The following is a 21,679-nucleotide window of genomic DNA, read 5'->3' on the forward strand; positions in this document are numbered from 1 at the left end:
AAGACTAAGCTTGTATTTTAATACTTCTATTGTAAGTAATATGTATTATAAAAATCATCATTTGTTACAAATTGCAGACACAGCGATTATTATTCAAGTAGACGACACTTTTAAAAATCTCAATTTTAGCGACGTTATATGTAAAGCTTCTAAGCTATAGTTTATTAAAATGCAGACTGCTATAAGCAATACTATGATTGGCGTGGTAATTTAACCTCATATAGTTAAATTAAGATATGTATGATTAAAATTCTTCACCTCTCCGATATCCACATGGGAAGTGGCTTCTCCCACGGACGAATTAATCCCGCGACGGGATTAAATACACGACTGGAGGATTTTGTCAATACACTGTCTATATGTATTGACCGAGCGCTGACAGATGCCGTCGATATGGTGATATTTGGTGGTGATGCTTTCCCGGATGCTACACCACCGCCTTATGTACAGCAGGCTTTTGCTAGCCAGTTTCGTCGTCTGGTGGATGGTAATATTCCAACAGTGCTGTTGGTGGGCAACCATGACCAACATTCCCAAGGACAGGGAGGAGCGAGTTTAAATATTTACCGCACTTTGGGAGTACCAGGATTTGTAGTAGGTGATACATTAACTACTCATTGCATCCAAACCCGCAATGGCAAAGTGCAAGTAATTACCCTCCCTTGGCTAACCCGTTCCACTTTGATGACTCGCCAAGAGACTGAAGGTTTGTCTTTGGCACAAGTCAACCAACTGTTAACGGAACGCCTGCGAGTTGTCTTGGAAGGGGAAATTCGCCGTCTTGACCCCGATGTGCCAACTGTCCTTCTGGCTCACTTGATGTCTGACAATACTACCTTGGGCGCAGAACGCTTTTTGGCAGTAGGTAAAGGCTTTACTCTACCCCTATCTTTGTTGACGCGACCTTGTTTTGATTATGTAGCATTGGGACACGTCCACCGTCACCAAAATTTGAATAAATCCAACAACCCACCGGTGATTTATCCAGGAAGCATTGAGCGGGTAGATTTTAGTGAAGAAAAAGAAGATAAAGGCTATGTGATGCTAGAACTGGAGCGGGGGAGGGCTGAATGGGAATTTTGTCCCTTAACAGTTCGGACTTTCCGCACTATTGAAGTGGATGTCTCGAAAGCAAATGATCCCCAAGCGGTGTTAATGAAAGCGATCGCTAAATATGATATTCAAGATACTGTAGTACGGCTAATTTACAAACTCCGCTCCGAACAGATGGATTTAATTGACAGTTCTTCTCTACATACTGCTTTAAGTCTCGCTCATACCTACACCATTCAAGCAGAATTAGTGAGTCAATTAGCCAGGCCCCGGATTCCGGAATTGAGTGCAAGTAGCAGCATCGACCCAATGGAAGCCTTGAAAACTTACTTGAACAACCGCGAAGACCTCAAAGACATAACAGCATCAATGCTGGAGGCTGCACAGAAGTTATTAGCAGATGATGTGGAAGTCTGGCTGGAAGCAGCAACTAGTGAGTAGAATCATTCGTGAGAGGTTAAGGTCAGGTACTATTTGTCAATAAGCAATAATACTTAAAATATCGCTAGAATTGGGCTAGAATTGGGGTTGAAAACACAATTTTTGAACAGGCGATCGCGTAATTTTAATACGCATCTTTCATTCTCACGCCATTGGTTCAGTACAATAGTTAACTTAATACCTCTGCTAGTTCAAAAAATTCAGCATAATTTCTAATTGACAAAAGTAAGATTATCTTAACCTCTCACCAATGGAGTAGAATAGATGCTAATTATATTTTCATCTTTTAAGGGGAATGTTTCCTAACAAAGTTGTTTTTAGTTAGGCGGTTCTAAGTAAAAAAATATCCAACTATTTCTTGTGGGATGGAAAGAAGTCTAAGCGGCGGCTTCTAGCATTCAGAACTTCAAAGTGTCTCGCGATTGGTGCCAAGTTAAAGCATCAGCCCAGAATGTCAAGAACCTGCGGCGTTGTGTGAATGTCGTTGACGAACAGCTTTAAGCAAGCCCATAAAGCGCTGATGCTCGACCAGCCAGGGAATAAGTTGTAACTCTGGGTTTTGCAACAGCGGGCGATTAAAAAAAATACAATGTACCATTAAATGGGTTTTCCAACAAGCTGCTACAACCCTTTGATAGATTGTCTGATACAGGTTAGGATAATCCATCAATTAGAGGAAAAACTTTAAGCACGCTTAATCGCGCTGTAACATGAAAACCATTCAAATATAAATTTGGGCAGATTTTTGAAGAGTTTGCTACTCTACAGATCAATTGTCGTTTTTTTATAGCCAAAGAAAATTAAGGACTCAGTAAATTAAAGTTATCCAGCCTTGAATAAGCTACTCTTTACAGGTAAATCTTTTCGTTTTATAGCTTTTTTCCTACCCTTAATCATCTGGTGGGGATACAAAGAAGTACAAAACCAATTTGTACAACCGCAAGCAGTTGTAGTGTTAGGTGGTTCAACGAGACATTTAGAGCGAGAGAAGTTTACAGCAAAATTTGTTCGTGAGCATCCAAATATACCAATTTGGATTACTGGAGGTAGTCCACCTAGATTCACCCAACGAGTGTTTACCAAAGCTGGTGTTGATCCCAAACGTTTACACTTGGACTATGAAGCCGTAGATACAGTTACTAATTTTACTACCTTGGTGGATGATTTGCAAGCTCGCGGCATCAAGAGCATTTATTTGATTACTTCAGACTTCCATATGCGCCGGGCTTGTGTCATCGGCGAAATTATTTTAGGTAGTCGAGGTATTGATTTAAAACCAGTGCCGGTTCCTTCAGAAAAACCCCCTGAATCTATCGAAAAATCTATTCGCGATGGAGCTAGAGCGATACTTTGGTTAGCAACTGGTTATACTGGTGTAGATGCAGCTAAAAATAAACGGTAAATCAAACCAATTTTGGATTTTAGATAATGGAAATGAAAATCTTCATATTCAGAAGGTTTATCGATTTGAAACAATACAAACTATTTCAATTTGGGATCATTTATAGGAATTTGCATGAGCTTGATCTTAGTCAATACAGGTAAATTAAAAGAATCAATGCCAATAATCTTGAGATTAACTCAGTAATAACAGACACATCAAAGTACAATTGTCGAAAAACTAGCGCAACACTAACGTTCAAACAACACAACATACAAACCAATTAACAACTTTTGCTCACTTGCTTCCTTGGTGCATACTTTGTGTCCATCAATGTTTCGAGCGGCGGTTTGGGGAACTCGAATTTATCTGTGTAGTTCGGGTAAAAAAACGCCCCAATTCCCTCCACAATTTGATACCCTAGCTTAAACAGATTTGAGAAAAATTAAAGCGTGGAAATTCAACTTGGGCGGGGAAAAACAGCTCGTAGAGCTTACGGAATAGATGAAATTGCTCTAGCCCCCGGTAACAGAACACTAGACCCCAGTTTGGCAGATACTAAGTGGCGTATTGGCAATATTGAGCGAGAAATCCCGATAATTGCCAGTGCGATGGATAGCGTAGTAGATGTTCGCCTAGCTGTACTTTTGTCACAGTTAGGAGCATTAGGTGTCCTCAATTTAGAGGGTATTCAAACTCGCTATGCTGACCCAGAGCCAATATTAGATCGGATTACCTCTGTGGGGAAAGATGAATTTGTTGCCCTGATGCAAGAACTCTATGCCGAACCAATAAAGCCGGAATTAATTGAACAACGTATTCAGGAAATTAAACAACAAGGTGGCATTGCGGCAGTGAGTGCAACTCCAGCCGGTGCAAGTAAATACGGTGAGGCGGTGGCAAAAGCTGGGGCAGATTTATTTTTTGTACAGGCTACGGTAGTTTCTACTGCACATCTGTCACCAGAGTCTTTAGTACCACTTGATTTAGCAGAATTTTGCCGTTCCATGCCCATCCCCGTGGTGTTGGGTAATTGCGTGACTTACGAAGTCACTTTGAATTTGTTGAAAGCTGGGGCAGCTGGGGTACTGGTAGGAATTGGGCCTGGTGCGGCTTGTACGTCCCGTGGCGTGTTGGGTGTAGGTGTACCACAGGCGACTGCGATCGCTGATTGTGCTGCGGCACGAGATGATTACTACAACGAAACTGGCAACTATATCCCCATCATAGCTGATGGCGGTTTAATCACTGGTGGCGACATTTGCAAATGCATCGCCTGCGGTGCTGATGGTGTGATGATTGGTTCCCCCTTTGCCAGAGCCGCCGAAGCCCCAGGACGAGGTTATCATTGGGGTATGGCAACTCCCAGCCCAGTCCTACCTCGTGGCACCCGCATTCGCGTTGCCACCACTGGTAGCCTAGAGCAAATACTTGTTGGGCCAGCAGGACTAGATGATGGCACTCACAATCTTTTAGGAGCCTTAAAGACGAGCATGGGCACCTTAGGAGCTAAAAATATTAAAGAAATGCAACAAGTGGAAGTTGTGATTGCGCCTTCTTTATTAACTGAGGGTAAAGTTTATCAAAAAGCTCAACAATTAGGTATGGGGAAATAAAGCTGGGGACTGGGGACTGGGAAAAAGTTATTTTAATCCCCAATCCCAATCCCTAATTCCCAATTCCTAATCCCTAATCCTTCAATAAATTTTTCTAGGCCCCTAAACAATTGCTGGAAAAATTCGATATGTCGCTTACAATAGAAATAGCGGAGACGCATGTTTCCGTTCACTCCTCACACCACACTCCGCCCGGACTACTGTTCGGGCGGTTCCTTATGTTTATAAATAAATTCTAGAGCTTCTTTGCAAATGTACATCCTCGCACTCTCAAGCTGAGGTTTTTGCTATGGTAGAATTTTCACCAAGTTCAGATATTATTGGCGAAGGTTTTAGGCATGTCAACAGCCGCACAAGTTACCGATTCTAGTTTCAAGCAAGAAGTACTCGACAGCCATGTACCAGTTTTAGTTGACTTTTGGGCACCCTGGTGCGGACCATGCCGTATGGTAGCTCCTGTTGTCGATGAAATCTCCGAACAGTACAAAGGTCAAATAAAGGTCGTAAAAGTCAATACAGATGAAAATCCTAATGTTGCTAGTCAGTACGGCATCCGCAGCATTCCCACATTAATGATTTTTAAGGGTGGACAAAAAGTTGATATGGTAGTCGGCGCTGTGCCTAAAACTACATTAGCTTCCACTCTCGAAAAGTATCTTTGAAACTCAATCGGCAATAAAATCCTTTTGAGTTATCCATGTTGTTGTAACTTTAGGTTAATTTTTATAAACAAGTTTGAGAGGCACGAATTTATCGTCTCTTAAACTTGTTTACATTTGTATACAGTTTCAAAATATTTTTAGGAGTTTTCTACCTCAAAAACAACTCTTTAATTCCCGCACTACCAATTTCTACCGCTAGCGCCGCTAACAGAAAACCCAAAAGCTGAGTTACAATCACTCCACCTTCTGCACCAATCCACTGGTCAATCAGATTTGCTAAACGCAAAATTAACCAAGTGACAAACATCGCCCCTAATATACCCACCACCACAGCAATATGCGGACTTTGTGATTTTGACATCAGCAACATCACCGTTGTTAAAGTCCCCGGTCCCGCTAGCAGTGGTAAAGCTAGTGGAGTAATTGCAACATCGCGTCCTTCCTCAATAATCGGCTGATCTAACTCTCCCCGTAGCATTTGCAAAGCAATTAACAGCAACAATAGTCCTCCTGCTACTCGCAAAGAGCCGATACTGATTTCTAAATAATTTAAAATTATTTGCCCACCAAAGGCAAATAGTAAAAGAACTGCGATCGCAATGATAATTGCTTTATCTATAACTTTATTTCTTTGGTCTGACATCATGCCCTTAGTCAAAACTAAAACAATTGGTATATTGCCCACAGCATCTGCTAGGACAAACACAGCGATAAATGTTTGAATGAGAATAGAAATATCCACAGCAGACAGTTTTTATTAGGGTTTGATCACAACCTAATCCTGATCTTGCTCAGTTTGCTAGAACCCAGAGGAAGATTAAGATCAGTAATAAAACAAGTCTGTTAAAGAAAATCTTGGCTGATACATTTCTAATTAAGTTCCACAGATGTTGAAGTAGCGATATATTTTGATAATCTATCTTCCATAAATCAACTATTCGTTGTTGAATCTATGAAGTCTTATTTAGCCGCCGCTATTCAATTGACCAGTGTGCCGGATCTACAGAAAAATTTGGCACAGGCAGAAGAATTAATAGAGCTTGCCGTGCGTCAAGGTGCTGAATTGGTAGGTTTGCCAGAAAACTTTTCCTATATGGGAGAAGAAAAAGACAAACTCGCCCAAGGCAATGCGATCGCTCTTGAAAGTGAAAAATTCCTTAAAAAAATGGCTCAACGCTTTCAAATTACAATCTTAGGCGGCAGCTTTCCAGTTCCCGTAGACAATACAGGCAAAGTTTATAACACCACTCTACTCATCGACCCAAACGGTCAAGAACTTGCCCGCTACTACAAAGTACACTTATTTGATGTTAATGTTCCCGACGGCAACACCTATCGGGAATCCAGCACGGTTGTGGCTGGTACGCAATTACCCCCCGTTTATTTCTCAGAAAAATTCGGTAATCTAGGACTTTCTATTTGTTATGATGTCCGCTTCCCTGAACTGTACCGTCATCTGGCAAATAAAGGAGCTGATGTTATCTTTATTCCTGCCGCTTTTACCGCCTTTACTGGCAAAGACCACTGGCAAGTACTACTACAAGCCAGAGCCATCGAAAATACCGCCTACGTCATTGCTCCTGCCCAAACAGGTAATAACTACGCCCGCCGTCTAACCCACGGCCACGCGGTCATTATCGACCCTTGGGGCGTAATTTTAGCCGATGTTGGAGAAAAGCCGGGAATTGCGATCGCACAAATCAAGCCCACTAGGCTCGAACAAGTCCGCCGTCAAATGCCCTCTTTACAACATCGAGTCTTCTAGGCTCTGGGGACAAGGGGGATGAGGAGATGAGAAGCACAGGAGAATAATCAATGCCCAATGCCCATTACCTAAGAATAAAATAAAAAACCGGGTAACCACCCGGTTTATGCCAATATAAGAATCCTCAGTCTTTTAGGAGCATAGCAGCAGTTTGCCCCTATTTATTTGTTGTCAAAATTAAACTTTAGCAGCTGCCTTGGTAATAACGTTGAGTTCACCTTTAGCATACTTAGCAGCAAAATCTTCCAAAGAAATTTGCTTGATCTTGCTTGCGTTGCCAGCTGTGCCAAATTCTTGATAGCGTTCAGCACAAACCTTCTGCATATATGTAATAGAAGGCTTGAGGAAGTGACGGGGGTCAAACTCCTCTGGTTTTTTAGCCAAAGCTTCACGTACAGCAGCAGTAATAGCCAAACGGTTGTCGGTGTCGATGTTTACTTTACGTACACCACTCTTAATACCTTTTTGGATTTCTTCTACAGGCACGCCGTAGGTTTCAGGAATTGCACCACCATATTGGTTAATTAGTGCAAGTAAATCTTCTGGTACAGAAGAAGAACCGTGCATTACCAGGTGGGTGTTAGGCAGACGGCGGTGAATTTCTTCGATGCGGCTGATGGCCAAAATTTCCCCAGTCGGCTTGCGGGTAAACTTGTAAGCACCGTGGCTTGTGCCAATAGCAACAGCCAAAGCATCTACTTGAGTTGCTTCTACGAAGTCAACAGCTTCATCGGGGTCAGTTAGCAGTTGTGAGTGGTCGAGTGTACCTTCAAACCCGTGACCATCTTCAGCTTCACCAGCACCAGTTTCTAGAGAACCCAAACAACCCAGTTCACCTTCGACGCTGACGCCCAAGGCATGAGCTACATTTACGACTTCGCGGGTAACACTGACGTTGTACTCGAAACTGGCAGGAGTTTTAGCATCAGCTTCTAAAGAACCATCCATCATCACGCTGGTGAAGTTGTTCTTAATTGCTGAGTAGCAGGTAGCAGGAGCATTACCATGATCTTGGTGCATGACAATGGGAATGTGAGGATAGGTTTCTACCGCTGCCAAAATCAAGTGGCGGAGGAAGTTTTCTCCTGCATAATTACGAGCGCCGCGTGAAGCTTGCAAAATTACGGGGCTATCTGTCTCGACAGCAGCCTTCAGGATCGCCTGAATCTGCTCCAAATTGTTAACGTTGAAAGCTGGGATGCCGTAACCGTTTTCAGCTGCGTGATCCAACAGCAGCCGCAGTGGTACAAGCGCCATAGATAGTCCTCCTAATGTGGTTGTCAGCTAGTTGGTGTGAGAGAAGCGTAATAATCACGCTAAATCTTAAGAGTTTTTTCAACTTATAGGAAATTATAACTACTGTCGTGTGTCTATGTTGAAAAAGTTTACGCCATAGTTAATATAATATATGTTCTATATTTGCTGTCTACTGCTGTACTATGCTCCATACTTGCTCTGTATTGCTGTACATTTAGTTACCCTACAGTTAGTAGCTCTAGTAGCCCAGTATTCAAAATGGTCATTGTCAAAGCGATCGCTTGAACTTAACGGTACTAATTTCTGATGCTCTGAGGCTGTTTTGCCCTGACTATTGCATTTGGGATTAAATTATGCATAGCCTACGGAATTAGTGAAATTTCACCATAAAGGGGCATGCCGAATAGCCCGTTGTAGACATTGCACTGACAATTAACAACGTGCGTTAGCCAAATCTAACGTACCCTACAAGATCAAGCGATCGCATTACAGTACAAACTTCACAAAAAAGGGATGTCCACTCTTTTTGATTTCATTTAGCTTAACCCAATTGACTCCATTATTGGAAGTGTAGAAGTTAGCACCAGAACATTTATTACTGGATATACCCGTAGGACAAGAATAGGTCAAATTCAGAGGTTGACCATTTACCGAATAGGTTACGCTACCCTTTGTGCCGAATAACCCCGGATAATCCTGTATCCAGAACTCTCTTTGCTCTCCTGGTAGAATCTGCTTAGGAGGATTGACGACATAATAACCATCATTAGCTTTGGATTCAATTAAATCCAATTTAGAATTTCCATTGGTGTTGTCAATAATCACATAACAAGAAAAATCCATTGAAATAGAAGCAATTACTGAGTCTTGAGGAGCAGCATAGGGAATAACTTGATAGGAAGTATTCTGCTTAACTACCTGATAAACACTGGGTAGGCATTTATCTGTATAAACCACTGTGAAAGTAAATGTTTGTGAGGGAATATCAGGAGTTGAAGGACATTCAAAACCATTATTAGCATATCCAACCAAACCATTGGTGATGCCTACTTTGGGTGCATGGGTATGTCCTAAAACAATCAAGTCTGAGTCAGAGGTTAGAGCAGAGTGTTGGGCAAACCAAGGAATATAAGTGCCATCTAAATCGGCTATTGCCGATTTGACTGTGGCTAATATACCATTTTTACCTCCTCCCCAATCAGCAATCCACTGATCTTGCAAAAGACGGTATAATTCTTTTGCTTTTGCTATTGTTGTTGTTTGACCGTTAGGTAAGATAATCGGTTCCTTCTGTGGTATTTCAGTCACGTTTGTGATGTAGTCGAGAACTAAATCAACTAAGCCCATAGAGCCAGAATCAATTGCGGATTGAATTGAGGAGACTAAGCCTTCTAAATTCATCCCGTTAGGAGCGCCTTGACCTGTCAAATCAGCGACGGTTTGTCCAGGTTTCAGGGTTTTATTTAACATATAAGCTATTGCGCGGGTAACGAAATAGCCTAGAGGTAATGGGCTAATTTCACTCTGGAGGTAGGGGGCATTAAACATCGTAAATATATGCCCGTGAGTAAAGGCAATCTTTTTTCCTCCCGCAGTGTGAATGTAATAAATTGGGTCTGGAGAATATTTGATTTGGTAATTCGATGAATTTGCAATTTGATGCAAATCATTTTTAGTGACGTTCATGTCATGGTTGCCATTTACATAAGTCACATTTCCTTTCAAAGCCGTTAAAGCCTGATTTAACTTTCCATTAACTCCAAAAATATTGGGATTAGCGTTTAAAATAGCAGTAAATTCAGGGGGTTGATGATTGGGGGGATAAGTCCAGAAATCGAATATATCACCGAGTAAAATTAGTTCTTGAATTGAGTCAGCCTCACTAATTACATAGTCGAGAATAGCTGCAAAATATGGTTCATGGAAGTTTTTTTGATACCAGCTTGTGGGATGATTCGTACTAATATGTATGTCACTTAAGCTAACAATTTTATTTTTTGACACAATTGATTTTTTCCTAAAAAATAATAATTTAGAACTTATGCATGATTTTCGTCTACTCTTATAAGACGATTGCTAACCCCAATTTGGAAATTTTTTAATTTACAGGCATTTTTTCTCTCCAAAAATCCACTCTCAGCTCCCAGAAAGCATTGGTAACTTATGTTTTAGCTGCTTTGAGTCAAAGAACTGCAATAACCCTCTTCTAGGAAACAGAAATGTTTCTTTACATCCATAGGGAATGCGATTGCTTTCCTCGGACGCTTCTATCACTCTCCGAAAACAAAAATCGAAGGCAACTTTTAAAACTCTCACTGGAATTGGGTTTGTGGCTTTATTTTCTAATATGATGGATATAATGATTGCTTTAAGCTAAAACTCTTGTCTAGCAAGTGTTACATCTTTTTCTCTAGGGAAAGTGACACAAGAGGGATAAGCTGCGATGCGATCGCTGTATCATTCTTAAACCCTGCCAACGACGATCGCACTGACTGTGATTAAAAAGAGCATAAGCGTAGCCTGTTGTAGACATTGCATAGATACTTAACAAGGTGCGTTAACTTTCTTCGCAACGCACCCTAACAGACTAGGCCATTGTACTGGTATTAATCAGTTCTCTAGGAACGGCTAATACGATAGGTAAGTGTGTAGTCCCAGGTAGACCAACCTGTACCCCCTTTTTTGGACATTACCCAGGCTCGCTCTTCATGGGAGGGTCCTGTGGAGGAAATGTCTAATTCCGTACTACCCAGTAAATCATCTCTATCCAAAGAACCGATCCAGCTTGCTGCGGTTGTAGCTGCTGAAAGTATCGTTCCCGCAGCAGCTCCATTTGGACCTGTTGCTGCTATAGCACCTGAAATAGCACTACTAATCTTTTTAACTGTATCACCGTACTTAGCCCAGTCTTTTCCAGCATCTTCGTCGTAAGCCTTTAGTCCGCCTTTGACGCTTTGCCCTTGTGGGATTTCGCCCTCAAATAAAACGGTTTGGTCTGGTTTGAAAGATTTCCTTTGCTTATCATTGATTTTAATCGGAGTTGTCAGAATTGCCTTAGTGGTTTGTCCTCCAACCAAACCACCGACGAGATAAAAATCGTCAGCACCGGTTACATCTTCGGTATCTCGGCAATAAACGTCAACTAATTCGACTTTTACCTTTGTCATAAATTTCTTAACCTGTTGTGTTTGGTGTTGTGTTCAGAATGGCACTCTGTTTATAAGCATCTGAATGCCTTTTTTTATTCTTCACATCTATAAAACGTTTCCACTACTCGATTTTGGAATTTTTCGAGTTAGAGGCATTTTTTCTCTAAAATAAATCCACCCGATCAAACCAGACTCAAGCACGAGAATTTTTCCGCACCGTCGCTTGTAACCGTATCAAAGTCTCCTTAACTTCCCCACAAGCCTGATAAAACAACTGCAAATTCAAGGCACTTTGATAAGCCTTTATCGCCTCTAAAGTATCCCCCAACCCAAAACAGGAGCGATCGCACTTCCTTGGGTAAGATAAGCGATCACTCTTTCTACATATTCAAAGCTGTTTCAATTCAAAGCCTAACAAAGACGTGACGCCGATAGCGTAGCGTTAGCGACGCAGGAGCGTCACAGCCCGTCGTAGAGATCGCATAGCTAGTTAATAAGGTGCGTTAACTTTCTTCGCAACGCACCCTAACAGACTAGGCCACTGTACTGGTATTAATCAGTTCTCTAGGAACGGCTAATACGATAGGTAAGTGTGTAGTCCCAGGTAGACCAGCCTATACTGCTTGTTTTGGACATTTTCCAAGCTCGCTCTTCATGGGAGGGTCCTGTGGAGGAAATGTCTAATTCGGTACTACCCAGTAAGTCATCTTTATCTAAACTAGCAAGAATGCCTCCTGCGGTTGTAGCTGCTGAAAGTATCGTTCCCGCAACAGCTCCTTGTGGACCTGTTGCTGCTATAGCACCTGAAATAGCACTACTAATCTTTTTAACTGTGTCACCGTACTTAGCCCAGTCTTTTCCAGCATCTTCGTCGTAAGCCTTTAGTCCGCCTTTGACACTTTGTCCTTGTGGGATTTCGCCTTCAAATAAAACGGTTTGGTCTGGTTTGAAAGATTTGGTTTGCTTATCATTGATTTTAATCGGAGTTGTCAGAATTGCCTTGGTGGTTTGTCCTCCAACCAAACCACCGACGAGATAAAAATCGTCAGCACCGGTTACATCTTCGGTATCTCGGCAATAAACGTTAACTAATTCGACTTTTACCCTTGTCATAAATTTCTTGGCCTCTTGTGTTTGGTGTTGTGTTCAGAAAGGCACTCTGTTTATAAGCATCTGAATGCCTTTTTTTATTCTTCACATCTATAAGACGTTTCCAGTGGTCGATTTTGGAATTTTTCGAGTTAGAGGTGTTTTTTTCAGATACAGGACTAACAAATAAAAAAATATCCTCTTAGTAGGGTGCGTCAGTAGAAATAATCTCTTGATATTCATAGATCTGTCTGACTGATGCACCCTAATAATCATAAATTTGGGATAATTTATTTTTTGGTCTTCCCTAAATTCATCCCATCAAACCAACTTCAAGTACGAGAACTTCTTGGCACCATAGCTTGCAACCGTTTCACAGCCGCCTCAACCTCTCTGCGACGAGGATAAAACAACTGCAAATTCAAAGCATTTCGATAAGCCTGTATAGCCCCCAAAGTATCCCCCAACCCCTCTAAGGCTCTTCCCTGCCAGTAATGAGCAGTAGAAAGGTCGAAATCCATCAGTTCTTTGGTTTGCTGACAAGCCATTTTCCACCACTTCCGACTTGCTGCATCATCCCCCAGTACCTGATAACTCTCTCCTAGCCACACCGCAGCAGGTGTAGATTGCAGATAACCCCCCACTGCTGGTAATAACTGCCATCCTTGCTGTAGCGCTTCCACGGCTTCCTGGTGTTTGAGCGCTAAAGCCAACACCCGCCCATAACGAAACCAAGCATCAGGTAACTGGGGCTGTAGTTGCGTCCCTTGAAAAGAAACACTACACCCCCGTTCCATATCTTTAAAAGTTTCCACCAGCACCCGTCCCGCCGTCGCCCAAACACTCCAGCGTTCAGGAAACCGCTCAAGCATTTCTTCCACTATCGCAGCAAGATTTGCCTTATTCCCCTCTTTTCTTACTCCCCTCTCCTCATCGGGTAGAAGGTGAGGTGCAACAGGCAATATCTCACACAACGCCCGATAGATTTCACAATCGTTGGGATACAAACCATAAGCTTTCAGTATCATCTCAGTCGCCGCCTGATATTCCCCTGTATGGAACAAGCACTGCCCATAGTAATACCAACCGCTAGGATGATTGGGGTGTTGCTGGGCAAACTCTGCTAACACCCTTACCCCTTGCGTCCAATCCCCCCGATAAAGGTGATAATACGCTAGTGATTTGTAAGCTTCATCCGCGTGAGGAGCCTGTCGCAGCAAAGAACCAATCAGCTTTTTAGTCTGCTTTCCCTCTTCACCGGATACCAATCTCATCCCGCAACGCTGATCTAACTGTCGTTGGAGTACCTGGAAATCATCGGGAGCTAAAGCGATCGCTTTACTTAACCTCTGCCTAGCTTCTCGAAAGTCCCCCATTGCCATCAGTGCATCATAGCTGTGAATCAAAGCCACAATATCATCTGAGTTGAGCGACAAAACCCGTGAAAAGGCTCGTAAAGCCTCAATCGGATTTTCTCTCCCCTTCTGCACTTGTCCCAATGCCAGCCAGTGAACTATTTTGTCAGGTTGTAGGTCAGCCGCTGAATCAAAAGCTATGATTGCTTTTTGAGTCTCACTTTTACAGACAGCAATTAATCCGCCTATGTGGTGCTGAGTTGCTCTATTGCAGGACAGTGGTAAGGCGCTTTCATATACCTCTATAGCCTCTGCCTCTCGTTTCATCATCTGTAAGATTTTCCCCAGTTGCAGCCGCACATTGATCAATTGAGGCGATCGCTCAATAATTTGGCGATACTCTGCGATCGCCTGCTCCCAGCTTCCCATTGCGTACAGCAAATCAGCCAATTCTAATCGTTTTTTCCATCCTTGGGGATACTTTTGGATGTACTTACTTAATGTTTTTAACTTCTGATCTTGCCTAGTTGGCTTTTCGTCTAAAACCAGATGAACATTCATCTCCACCCCAGAAGGCTGGGGGAACTGTACCAAGTATGTTGCAAGGTTTCCAGACATGTAACAGTTACTTTGTAATTAATTTCTTCGATGCTTGTTGTTATCGGCACTTCCCAGTCAGATATCACCCTTTGATCAGGTTTAAATTCCACCATCGGAACCACCCATTTGAATCGGGGTGGGAAGGAATCTAAGGAAGTGTCATCTTCCCCGGCCAGATATTTGCTTAACTGCTTTTGCAGAATAGTTCGCGCCTGTTGAACCCGTTTGTAAACGTTGTCTTCACAAAGGGCGAGTTGCTTGGCAATGTCTCTGTAAGACTTTTCTTGGCAGTAGCGAAGGATAAAAGGTTCGCGCAGTCTCGTGGGTAAGGACTCAATTTTATGGCGAAGGTATGCCCTCAGTTCATCACCAAACATCTTTGACTCAGGAGATTCAAGCCTGAAAGTAACTACTGGATGATCTCTAAATTGAATGTCCTCAACGTTTTTGATCCTTTGCGCCTCTCGCTTGCGTTCTCGATGTAGATCCATGCAGAGGTTGTGGATGAGTCGGCTCAACCAAGCTCTGGGCTTGGTGATTTTATTGGCATAGTCTGGCCATTGATTCCAGGCTTTGAGCATTGCCAGGCTGAACAAGTCTTCGGCATCATGACGATTACCTCCCATCCACTGTAAGCAGCGACTGTAAAGATAATCTCGATACTGCTCCCATAACTGCCAAAAGTAAGTGTAATCGCTCCCAGACAAACCCTGTAATCGTATTTGCTTTGTCGGTAAGTTTTTAGTTTCCAGACTTGCTAAGGAAATAAAAGCTTTTTGCTCAAAATTTACCTGCATCTGTTACTTCCAGTTGAAAAGCTTAAATTCAGTTATTCACCTTCAGCCTGCACTTAAATAACCGTAAAATTACTGAAATACGCTGACAAGTTAGTTAATTTCCCTTAACCTGTAATCTTTTTTTTATCTTCAGCAAAAAGCGATGTCTACGACGGGCTACGCCTACGCTCATGTGAGAATTTTTTATTCCCCAGAGCGATCGCATTCACAATTTTCTTAATAGCGATATAGCTAGCCTCGACGACTTTTATCCTCAAAGACTTAGCAAGCATTTTTTCCTTTAATATGGGTCGCCCGGGATTCGAACCCGGAACTAATCGGTTAAAAGCCGAGTACTCTACCGTTGAGTTAGCGACCCTTTTTTGCTTTTCGCAACTTTGCTACTATAGCATAAATATCTGTAGATTTGTAAAGGCTTTAGAAAAAATCTGCCCTGAAGCGCACAGATGCTGTGTAGCTGCTTCCTGGTTCTAACACAGTCAGATGTTCACCAGTGTTCAAGGAGTTGCGGGGAGCGCTCCACGGTTCTAAACAATAGAAATCTTTGCCTTTGAGCGTCCAAAACACCAAAATTGGATATTCATTGCTATAATCTAGAGTCAGTTTTAACCTCCGGTTGTTGTCTGTCACAGCAGCAGATTGACTGGTTAGCTGCTTAAAGGCAACGTCAATTTCATCGCGGCTAAAGTCAAAATTACCATTGAAGGGATAAATTTCCTTGGTTATCTGGTCTTGATACTTTTGTGAAGGAATTTCAAATTCTAGCCCAGCTTTATCATCTGTCAAAAAATAAGGATGGAAACCCGTTGAAAAGGGCAGTGAAGTGGATGAAAGATTTTTATACTGCTGGCGAATTTTTAAAGTATTACCTTGGAGTTCATAAGTAAACAGCACTTGAAAGTCAAAAGGATAAACTGCCCGTGTTTGCTCGTTGCTGTTGAGAACGAGGGTGAGGCTAGCTTTATCTTGAGTAACTTGGTCAGTTACTTCCCACGGTAGATCACGGGCAAAGCCGTGTTGTTTAAGAGTATACTGCTGCCCATTGTGAGTATAAGTATTATCCGGTATATTGCCGCAGATGGGAAACAAAATAGGATTTCCACCTCTGACGCTCAAATCAGGATTAGCAAAACGTTCAGTATCTAAGTAGAAAATTTCTTGCCCCTGTATACGCCAACGAGTGATGATACCACCACGTTCTGGCACAACTTCCAGTTGAGAACCAGCGGTTTCATCTGAAAGGATGTAGGTTTTGTATTGTTGCTGTTGAACTGCAATGGTAAACACAAGTTTAGTCCTGGGATTGGAGATTAGGGATTAGGGATTGGGGATTAGGCATTAGGGATTAGGGATTAGGATTAAAATAACTCTTTCCCAGTCCCCAGTCCCCAATCCCCAGAATTTATTCGTCTTCTGCAAAAACGAAACGATATAACTCGCTGGGGTCTGGTTCTGGGCTACTTTCGGCGAATTTAACTGCCTCGTCGATTACACCTTGAATTTTATGGTCAATGGCTTTAAGTTCTTCCTGATTCGCTAGGTTTTGCTTCAGCAAATAAGCTGCCAACTTCTTAATTGGGTCACGGGCGAACCAAAATTCTTTCTCCGCTTTGCTTCGCATTTCATCAGGATCTGCCAAGGAGTGACCCCGGAAGCGGTAGGTAAGCGCCTCAATTAACGTTGGGCCTTCACCTGCACGGGCACGGGCTACAGCTTCTTGTGCTACGGCTCGGACTGCTAGTACATCCATGCCATCTACTTCCACGCCCACCATATTAAATACACTGGCTTTTTTATAAATCTCTGGCTGGGAAGTCGCTCGCTCGTGAGACATCCCAATGGCCCACTTATTATTTTCGACTACAAACAGAATTGGCAGTTTCCATAAGGCTGCCATATTTAGCGTCTCAAAAAACTGACCGTTGTTAGCTGCACCGTCACCAAAAAAGCAAGCTGTCACTTGGTCAGCGCTTTCATCTTTTAGGACTTCGCGGCGGTATTTGCTTTGAAAAGCCGCTCCAGCTGCCACAGGAATTCCCTCAGCCACAAAAGCATAGCCACCCAACAAGCGATGTTCAGCAGAAAACATGTGCATGGAACCACCGCGCCCTTTGCTGCAACCTGTGGCTTTGCCAAATAATTCTGCCATTACCTCCTTTGCTGGTACTCCCGCACTCAGAGCATGAACGTGGTCACGATAGGTACTGCAAACGAAATCTTCACCCGGTCGCATTGACTGCACAACACCACTGCAAACGGCTTCTTGACCGTTGTACAAATGGACAAAACCAAACATTTTGCCCCTGTAGTACATTTCAGCGCACTTGTCTTCAAACAAGCGCCCTAATACCATGTCCTCATACAACCGTAACCCTTCTTCTTTAGTAATGTGCGTAGTAGCAGGATTAAATGTGGGTAAAGTACGCTCTTGAACCATTATTTTTGAGTATCCCTGTTGTACAACTTAAAGTTACGGTCTTAAATAAGTTGGTCTGATAACACCTCAGCTTTTAACAGGCTAGCGTTTGTAAGACTCAACAATCAAACTTTATTTATGCACCAAAAAAGGGTCTTAGGGAATAGCTGAATTTTTCATTTTGCGGAAAGTTTGAGTTAAGGCTTGCTTAAATCAGACGCCACTTGCTTTAAGCCAAAAGACCCGACGCCAGTCGCTCATGGGGAAACCCCCTTTTCTACCTTGCGCTTTGCGTTGGCGTATCCCAAGGTAGAGAAGGCGCTAGCCTCTCACGAATGGGAGAAGACCGTGCTGGCTCTCCAACGCAGTGGCTCAACTTTTCAAAACGGATTTTTTTTAACTTTTCAGCCCATGCCCCCCTGAGGATTTGACTCTAACGACAACATCTGCCGCTTTGGGTTTTTATCTCTCACTATTCCCCTTCATAGACTAGCAATCAAAATAGACCGCTTTCTGCATATCCATTAACAATTTAAAAAAAAGGACGCAAAAGTCTTTATACCCAAATAGGTAATTGTAATTAAAGGTTAATTATGATATGATTTTTTTCTCCTGTTATCAGGGTCAACCTCGAACAGTGGTATTTTAATGACCGCCTACTGGGGAAGTCCCAAATAAATCATCAATAGATTCTTGCAACCACAACATTTATGCTGTCACTAAAACAGTAGTTGTGGTTTGTGGTATCGAAGGCTGATAATAGTCGTGTTAAACAAAAATACTAAGAATTAAAACAAAAAATTGAAGCTTTCTAGGCGAAAGCAAAAAATTAGTACTAGAATGTGACTCAAAATTTCGGGAAGGTACAAAACAAGTTGTTGCAATATACACTTGTAGAGTAAATTCTACACGGGATTATCATGGCACGGTTTTACAGGCCTAGAAAGCTCTAGGTGAATTATGTTGATCACGGTGCAGGGGAAGTAGGCTGTGCGAATTCCGCTAGATTACTACCGAATTTTAGGACTACCGTTGGCGGCAAGTGATGAACAATTGCGGCAGGCATACAGCGATCGCATTGTACAATTGCCACGACGTGAGTATTCTCAGGCAGCAATTTCTTCTCGTAAACAACTCATAGAAGAAGCTTACGTGGTTTTATCAGATCCAAAAGAACGCAGTACCTACGATCAGCTTTATCTTGCCCACGCCTATGACCCTGATAACCTTGCTGCTGCTGCAGTAGCACTGGAAAATCGTACAGAAAGCACCAAAAGGGGCATTGACACCCAGAGTCTGGGGATCGAAATTACCCCAGACGAATTAGTTGGCGCTTTATTAATTTTGCAAGAGTTGGGGGAATACGAACTTGTATTGAAACTAGGTCGTCCGTACCTGGTAAATAAAAATGGTACTACAAGTGCAAGAAAAGGCAATAATCTAGCAGACGAAGAAATACACGAAAGTGCTGAACATCCAGATGTTGTTCTCACTGTTGCCCTTGCTTGTCTAGAATTAGGTCGGGAACAGTGGCAGCAAGGTCACTATGAAAATGCTGCCATATCCCTAGAAACTGGTCAAGAACTGCTAGCACGCGAAGGGTTGTTCTCCAGTGTACAGGCAGAAATTCAGGCGGATCTTTACAAATTGCGACCATATCGAATTTTGGAGTTGCTAGCACTACCTCAAGAAAAGACTGCCGAACGACGCCAAGGCTTGGAATTATTGCAAAATCTCTTAGAAGATCGTGGTGGCATTGATGGCACGAGCAATGATGAATCTGGTTTAAATATAGATGACTTTCTGCGATTTATCCAGCAGTTACGCAACCACTTAACAGTCGCAGAGCAGCACAAGTTATTTGAAGCCCAAAGCAAACGTCCTTCTGCTGTTGCCACTTATTTAGCTGTTTATGCCTTGATAGCACGCGGATTTGCTCAACGTCAACCTGCTTTAATTCGTCAAGCAAGGCAAATGCTCATGCGTCTGGGCAAACGCCAAGATGTACATTTAGAACAGTCGCTATGTGCATTACTCTTGGGACAAACCCAAGAAGCAACTCGTGTTTTAGAACTTAGTCAGGAGTACGAAGCTTTAGCTTTTATTCGGGAAAAATCTCAAGACTCTCCAGATTTGTTACCAGGGCTGTGTCTATATGCAGAACAGTGGTTGCAACACGAAGTATTTCCACATTTTCGAGATTTAACAAACCAGCAAGCTTTCCTAAAAGATTACTTTGCTAACCAACAGGTGCAAGCTTATTTAGAAGCACTGCCAACGGATGCAGAAACAACTAATGAATGGGCTGTAATTAACCCCCAGTATTTTCCCCAGCCCCAGACAAATAATCCGCCTTTCCCTAACAATTCAACTAGGACTTCAGGGCAATTTAATCACAGTAGAACACCTGACCTAGATTTGCCAGAAACACCAACAAAAGAAACACCCGAATATTCAAATTTATCACCACCCATGTGGAATTCATCTGGGGGTGTAAAATCAGAGGTTCCTACTGCCGAACGGATGAGCAGAAACACTAATCAGCATTTGAATGGTTCAGCTAAAACTGCTGCACTTGGTCATAACCAAAAGCGTAGAAGGAGAAAACCTACTCCATCTGCTAGCCGAGAGCGTGTACCAGATAATCGTCCTCATTCTCGTCGTCCTCGGCGGCGGCGAACCTTTGCTAACACCATAGAAGGGAAAACACGGCTGGTATGGAGGGTGTTTATTTCTTTGGTGAGTCTATTAGTTTTCTGGGTGTTGGTCACAACAGCTCTTGGATGGTTAAAAAATCTGTTTTTTCCTACACCATCTGCGGATGGTTCACAATTGTTTGTACAAATAAATCAACCACCAATAGCTATTCCCGATCCAAATAGTAAACTACAATCACTAGAAGGCCCTTTAACAGATGCAACGGCAGAGGAAGTTGTTCGGACTTGGCTATCTACCAAAGCTGAAGCTTTCGGGCCGAATCATGAGATTAATAATTTAGATCAGATTTTAACTGGTTCAGCTTTGTCTCAATGGCGGGTGATTGCTCAACAAGACAAAGTAAATAACCGCTACCGCAAGTACGATCATAGCCTGAAGATTGAGTCTGTAGAAAAAATTGATTTATTTAGCGATCGCGCTGCTGTGGAAGCTACAGTCAAAGAAGCCACAAAGTTGTATGAAAATGGTCAGTTTGAAGGTTCTTCTAATGATAAGTTGCGAGTTCGATATGATTTGATTCGATACACAGGTAAATGGCGTATTCAGAGTATATCGGTTGTTGATCAAATAAGTTGGAATTTTTTGGTGATGTCTACGACAGGGTAAGGATGATTCCGCCAATTACTAAACCAATAAGTTGAGAACGGGCTAGTTCTGGGTGTGGTCTTAACAGTAGCCTGGAGCCGATGACATCTCCACGCTGCAAAGTGCAGTTGTGGTTAATTCTGGCAGCGGCATACAGGCACACGCCAAATAAAGCGCGATCGCGCTCAAGAGCAGGTTAATCTGGGGCTGAATGCTTTACTGTCGGTACCATTTGCTAATGACTATAACAGCCTACATCCGTGACAGAACAGCAACCTTGGATAGCTTGTCTTTATCCAGCCCTTGGAGTTCATTCAGATGTAGCCAGCCTTCTTTAACTAATCCAGCAAAGACAAACAGCAGAACCGAGTATTGGTAGTCATACTTACCCTCAATTTCATGCCTTTTAGCACTCAAGAAATCGTGTAACTGCCAGAGTTCACCCAAGTCCACAAGCGTACTTGCCTGCTTTTGAACTTGTTTAAGCAAAGCCTCAATTTCTCGTTCGTAGGCCTTATCAAAGGCAGTTCGAGCTATCTTCTTCTCAATGTCCGTCCATTCAGCTTCACTTGCTTGCATGATTCAACCTGAAATTTCTGCGATAGTTATTTGGTTAGGATTGTTCCGTTTGCCCAGACGGTCTTGAGCGCTCTAGGTTAAGAAAGCGCTCAGTATGAGCATCGGCGATTTACTTGTCTCTAGCGTCTGTTTAGTAGTTCACCAACCCCGAAACAACGCCTGTATGTAAGTCGGGTAAAGGGGAAAGGAAATAAACCTTTCCCCCTTTGCCAATAA

At 42.6% G+C, this 21,679-nt stretch carries 18 protein-coding genes and 1 tRNA gene; 6 read left to right on the forward strand and 13 right to left on the reverse strand.

Features of this window, described 5'->3' with window-relative positions:
- Window positions 1-240 precede the first annotated feature (240 nt).
- Window positions 241-1,494 carry an exonuclease SbcCD subunit D gene (locus V7L29_RS17795; RefSeq protein WP_334736324.1) on the forward strand — a complete coding sequence of 418 codons (1,254 nt, stop codon included), beginning with the start codon at window positions 241-243 and terminating at the stop codon, window positions 1,492-1,494.
- Window positions 1,495-1,948: 454 nt separating this feature from the next.
- Here V7L29_RS17795 and V7L29_RS17800 read toward each other — a convergent pair whose 3' ends face one another.
- The gene (locus V7L29_RS17800) at window positions 1,949-2,161 is read right to left on the reverse strand and encodes a hypothetical protein (RefSeq protein WP_334736325.1); all 213 of its coding nucleotides are present in this window, start codon (window positions 2,159-2,161) and stop codon (window positions 1,949-1,951) included.
- Window positions 2,162-2,326: 165 nt separating this feature from the next.
- Between V7L29_RS17800 and V7L29_RS17805 the strand changes: the two genes are divergently transcribed.
- The 3 genes from V7L29_RS17805 to trxA all read left to right on the forward strand — a co-directional run bounded on the left by V7L29_RS17805 (window position 2,327) and on the right by trxA (window position 5,153).
- Window positions 2,327-2,896: a YdcF family protein gene (locus V7L29_RS17805; protein WP_334736326.1), complete on the forward strand. Its 570-nt coding sequence runs from the start codon at window positions 2,327-2,329 to the stop codon at window positions 2,894-2,896.
- A 431-nt stretch (window positions 2,897-3,327) separates the two neighbouring features.
- Window positions 3,328-4,491 (forward strand): GuaB3 family IMP dehydrogenase-related protein, encoded by a 1,164-nt coding sequence (locus tag V7L29_RS17810; RefSeq protein ID WP_334736327.1) that lies wholly within the window; start codon window positions 3,328-3,330, stop codon window positions 4,489-4,491.
- A gap of 338 nt (window positions 4,492-4,829) precedes the next feature.
- Window positions 4,830-5,153, forward strand: a complete 324-nt coding sequence (trxA, locus tag V7L29_RS17815; RefSeq protein ID WP_334693874.1) for a thioredoxin — start codon at window positions 4,830-4,832, stop codon at window positions 5,151-5,153.
- 148 nt (window positions 5,154-5,301) lie between these two features.
- Here trxA and V7L29_RS17820 read toward each other — a convergent pair whose 3' ends face one another.
- Window positions 5,302-5,895, reverse strand: a complete 594-nt coding sequence (locus V7L29_RS17820; protein ID WP_334693873.1) for a MarC family protein — start codon at window positions 5,893-5,895, stop codon at window positions 5,302-5,304.
- Between the two features lie 210 nt (window positions 5,896-6,105).
- On the opposite strand from V7L29_RS17820, the gene V7L29_RS17825 reads away from it, so the two are divergent.
- Entirely contained in the window at window positions 6,106-6,918 is an 813-nt protein-coding gene (locus V7L29_RS17825; protein WP_334693872.1) for a carbon-nitrogen hydrolase family protein, read from the forward strand.
- A gap of 177 nt (window positions 6,919-7,095) precedes the next feature.
- Here the strand turns inward: V7L29_RS17825 and fba are convergent, their stop codons facing one another.
- The 10 genes from fba to pdhA all read right to left on the reverse strand — a co-directional run bounded on the left by fba (window position 7,096) and on the right by pdhA (window position 17,602).
- Window positions 7,096-8,175: a class II fructose-bisphosphate aldolase gene (gene fba / locus V7L29_RS17830; protein ID WP_334693871.1), complete on the reverse strand. Its 1,080-nt coding sequence runs from the start codon at window positions 8,173-8,175 to the stop codon at window positions 7,096-7,098.
- A 486-nt stretch (window positions 8,176-8,661) separates the two neighbouring features.
- Window positions 8,662-10,179, reverse strand: coding sequence for a metallophosphoesterase (locus V7L29_RS17835; protein WP_334736328.1), 1,518 nt, complete (start codon window positions 10,177-10,179; stop codon window positions 8,662-8,664).
- Window positions 10,180-10,585: 406 nt separating this feature from the next.
- Window positions 10,586-10,708: a hypothetical protein gene (locus tag V7L29_RS17840; RefSeq protein ID WP_334693869.1), complete on the reverse strand. Its 123-nt coding sequence runs from the start codon at window positions 10,706-10,708 to the stop codon at window positions 10,586-10,588.
- An 85-nt stretch (window positions 10,709-10,793) separates the two neighbouring features.
- Window positions 10,794-11,342, reverse strand: a complete 549-nt coding sequence (locus V7L29_RS17845; protein ID WP_334693868.1) for a hypothetical protein — start codon at window positions 11,340-11,342, stop codon at window positions 10,794-10,796.
- Window positions 11,343-11,888: 546 nt separating this feature from the next.
- The gene (locus V7L29_RS17850) at window positions 11,889-12,437 is read right to left on the reverse strand and encodes a hypothetical protein (RefSeq protein ID WP_334693867.1); all 549 of its coding nucleotides are present in this window, start codon (window positions 12,435-12,437) and stop codon (window positions 11,889-11,891) included.
- Window positions 12,438-12,745: 308 nt separating this feature from the next.
- The gene (locus tag V7L29_RS17855; protein ID WP_334693866.1) at window positions 12,746-14,386 is read right to left on the reverse strand and encodes a tetratricopeptide repeat protein; all 1,641 of its coding nucleotides are present in this window, start codon (window positions 14,384-14,386) and stop codon (window positions 12,746-12,748) included.
- Entirely contained in the window at window positions 14,326-15,165 is an 840-nt protein-coding gene (locus tag V7L29_RS17860) for an RNA polymerase sigma factor (RefSeq protein ID WP_334736329.1), read from the reverse strand. The genes V7L29_RS17855 and V7L29_RS17860 overlap by 61 nt, the downstream gene beginning before the upstream one ends.
- A gap of 286 nt (window positions 15,166-15,451) precedes the next feature.
- Window positions 15,452-15,523 (reverse strand) — tRNA-Lys (locus V7L29_RS17865).
- A gap of 59 nt (window positions 15,524-15,582) precedes the next feature.
- Window positions 15,583-16,452 (reverse strand): aldose epimerase family protein, encoded by an 870-nt coding sequence (locus V7L29_RS17870; protein WP_334693864.1) that lies wholly within the window; start codon window positions 16,450-16,452, stop codon window positions 15,583-15,585.
- A 115-nt stretch (window positions 16,453-16,567) separates the two neighbouring features.
- Window positions 16,568-17,602, reverse strand: coding sequence for a pyruvate dehydrogenase (acetyl-transferring) E1 component subunit alpha (gene pdhA / locus V7L29_RS17875; protein ID WP_334736330.1), 1,035 nt, complete (start codon window positions 17,600-17,602; stop codon window positions 16,568-16,570).
- Between the two features lie 969 nt (window positions 17,603-18,571).
- On the opposite strand from pdhA, the gene V7L29_RS17880 reads away from it, so the two are divergent.
- A complete protein-coding gene (locus tag V7L29_RS17880; RefSeq protein ID WP_334736331.1) occupies window positions 18,572-20,905 on the forward strand; it encodes an IMS domain-containing protein in 2,334 nt (777 codons plus the stop codon).
- A gap of 231 nt (window positions 20,906-21,136) precedes the next feature.
- On the opposite strand, the gene V7L29_RS17885 is transcribed toward V7L29_RS17880, so the two are convergent.
- A complete protein-coding gene (locus V7L29_RS17885) occupies window positions 21,137-21,463 on the reverse strand; it encodes a hypothetical protein (RefSeq protein WP_334693861.1) in 327 nt (108 codons plus the stop codon).
- Between the last annotated feature and the right edge of the window lie 216 nt (window positions 21,464-21,679).

The organism is Nostoc sp., from assembly GCF_036916575.1.
In the GTDB taxonomy this organism is placed as follows: Bacteria; Cyanobacteriota; Cyanobacteriia; order Cyanobacteriales; family Nostocaceae; genus Nostoc.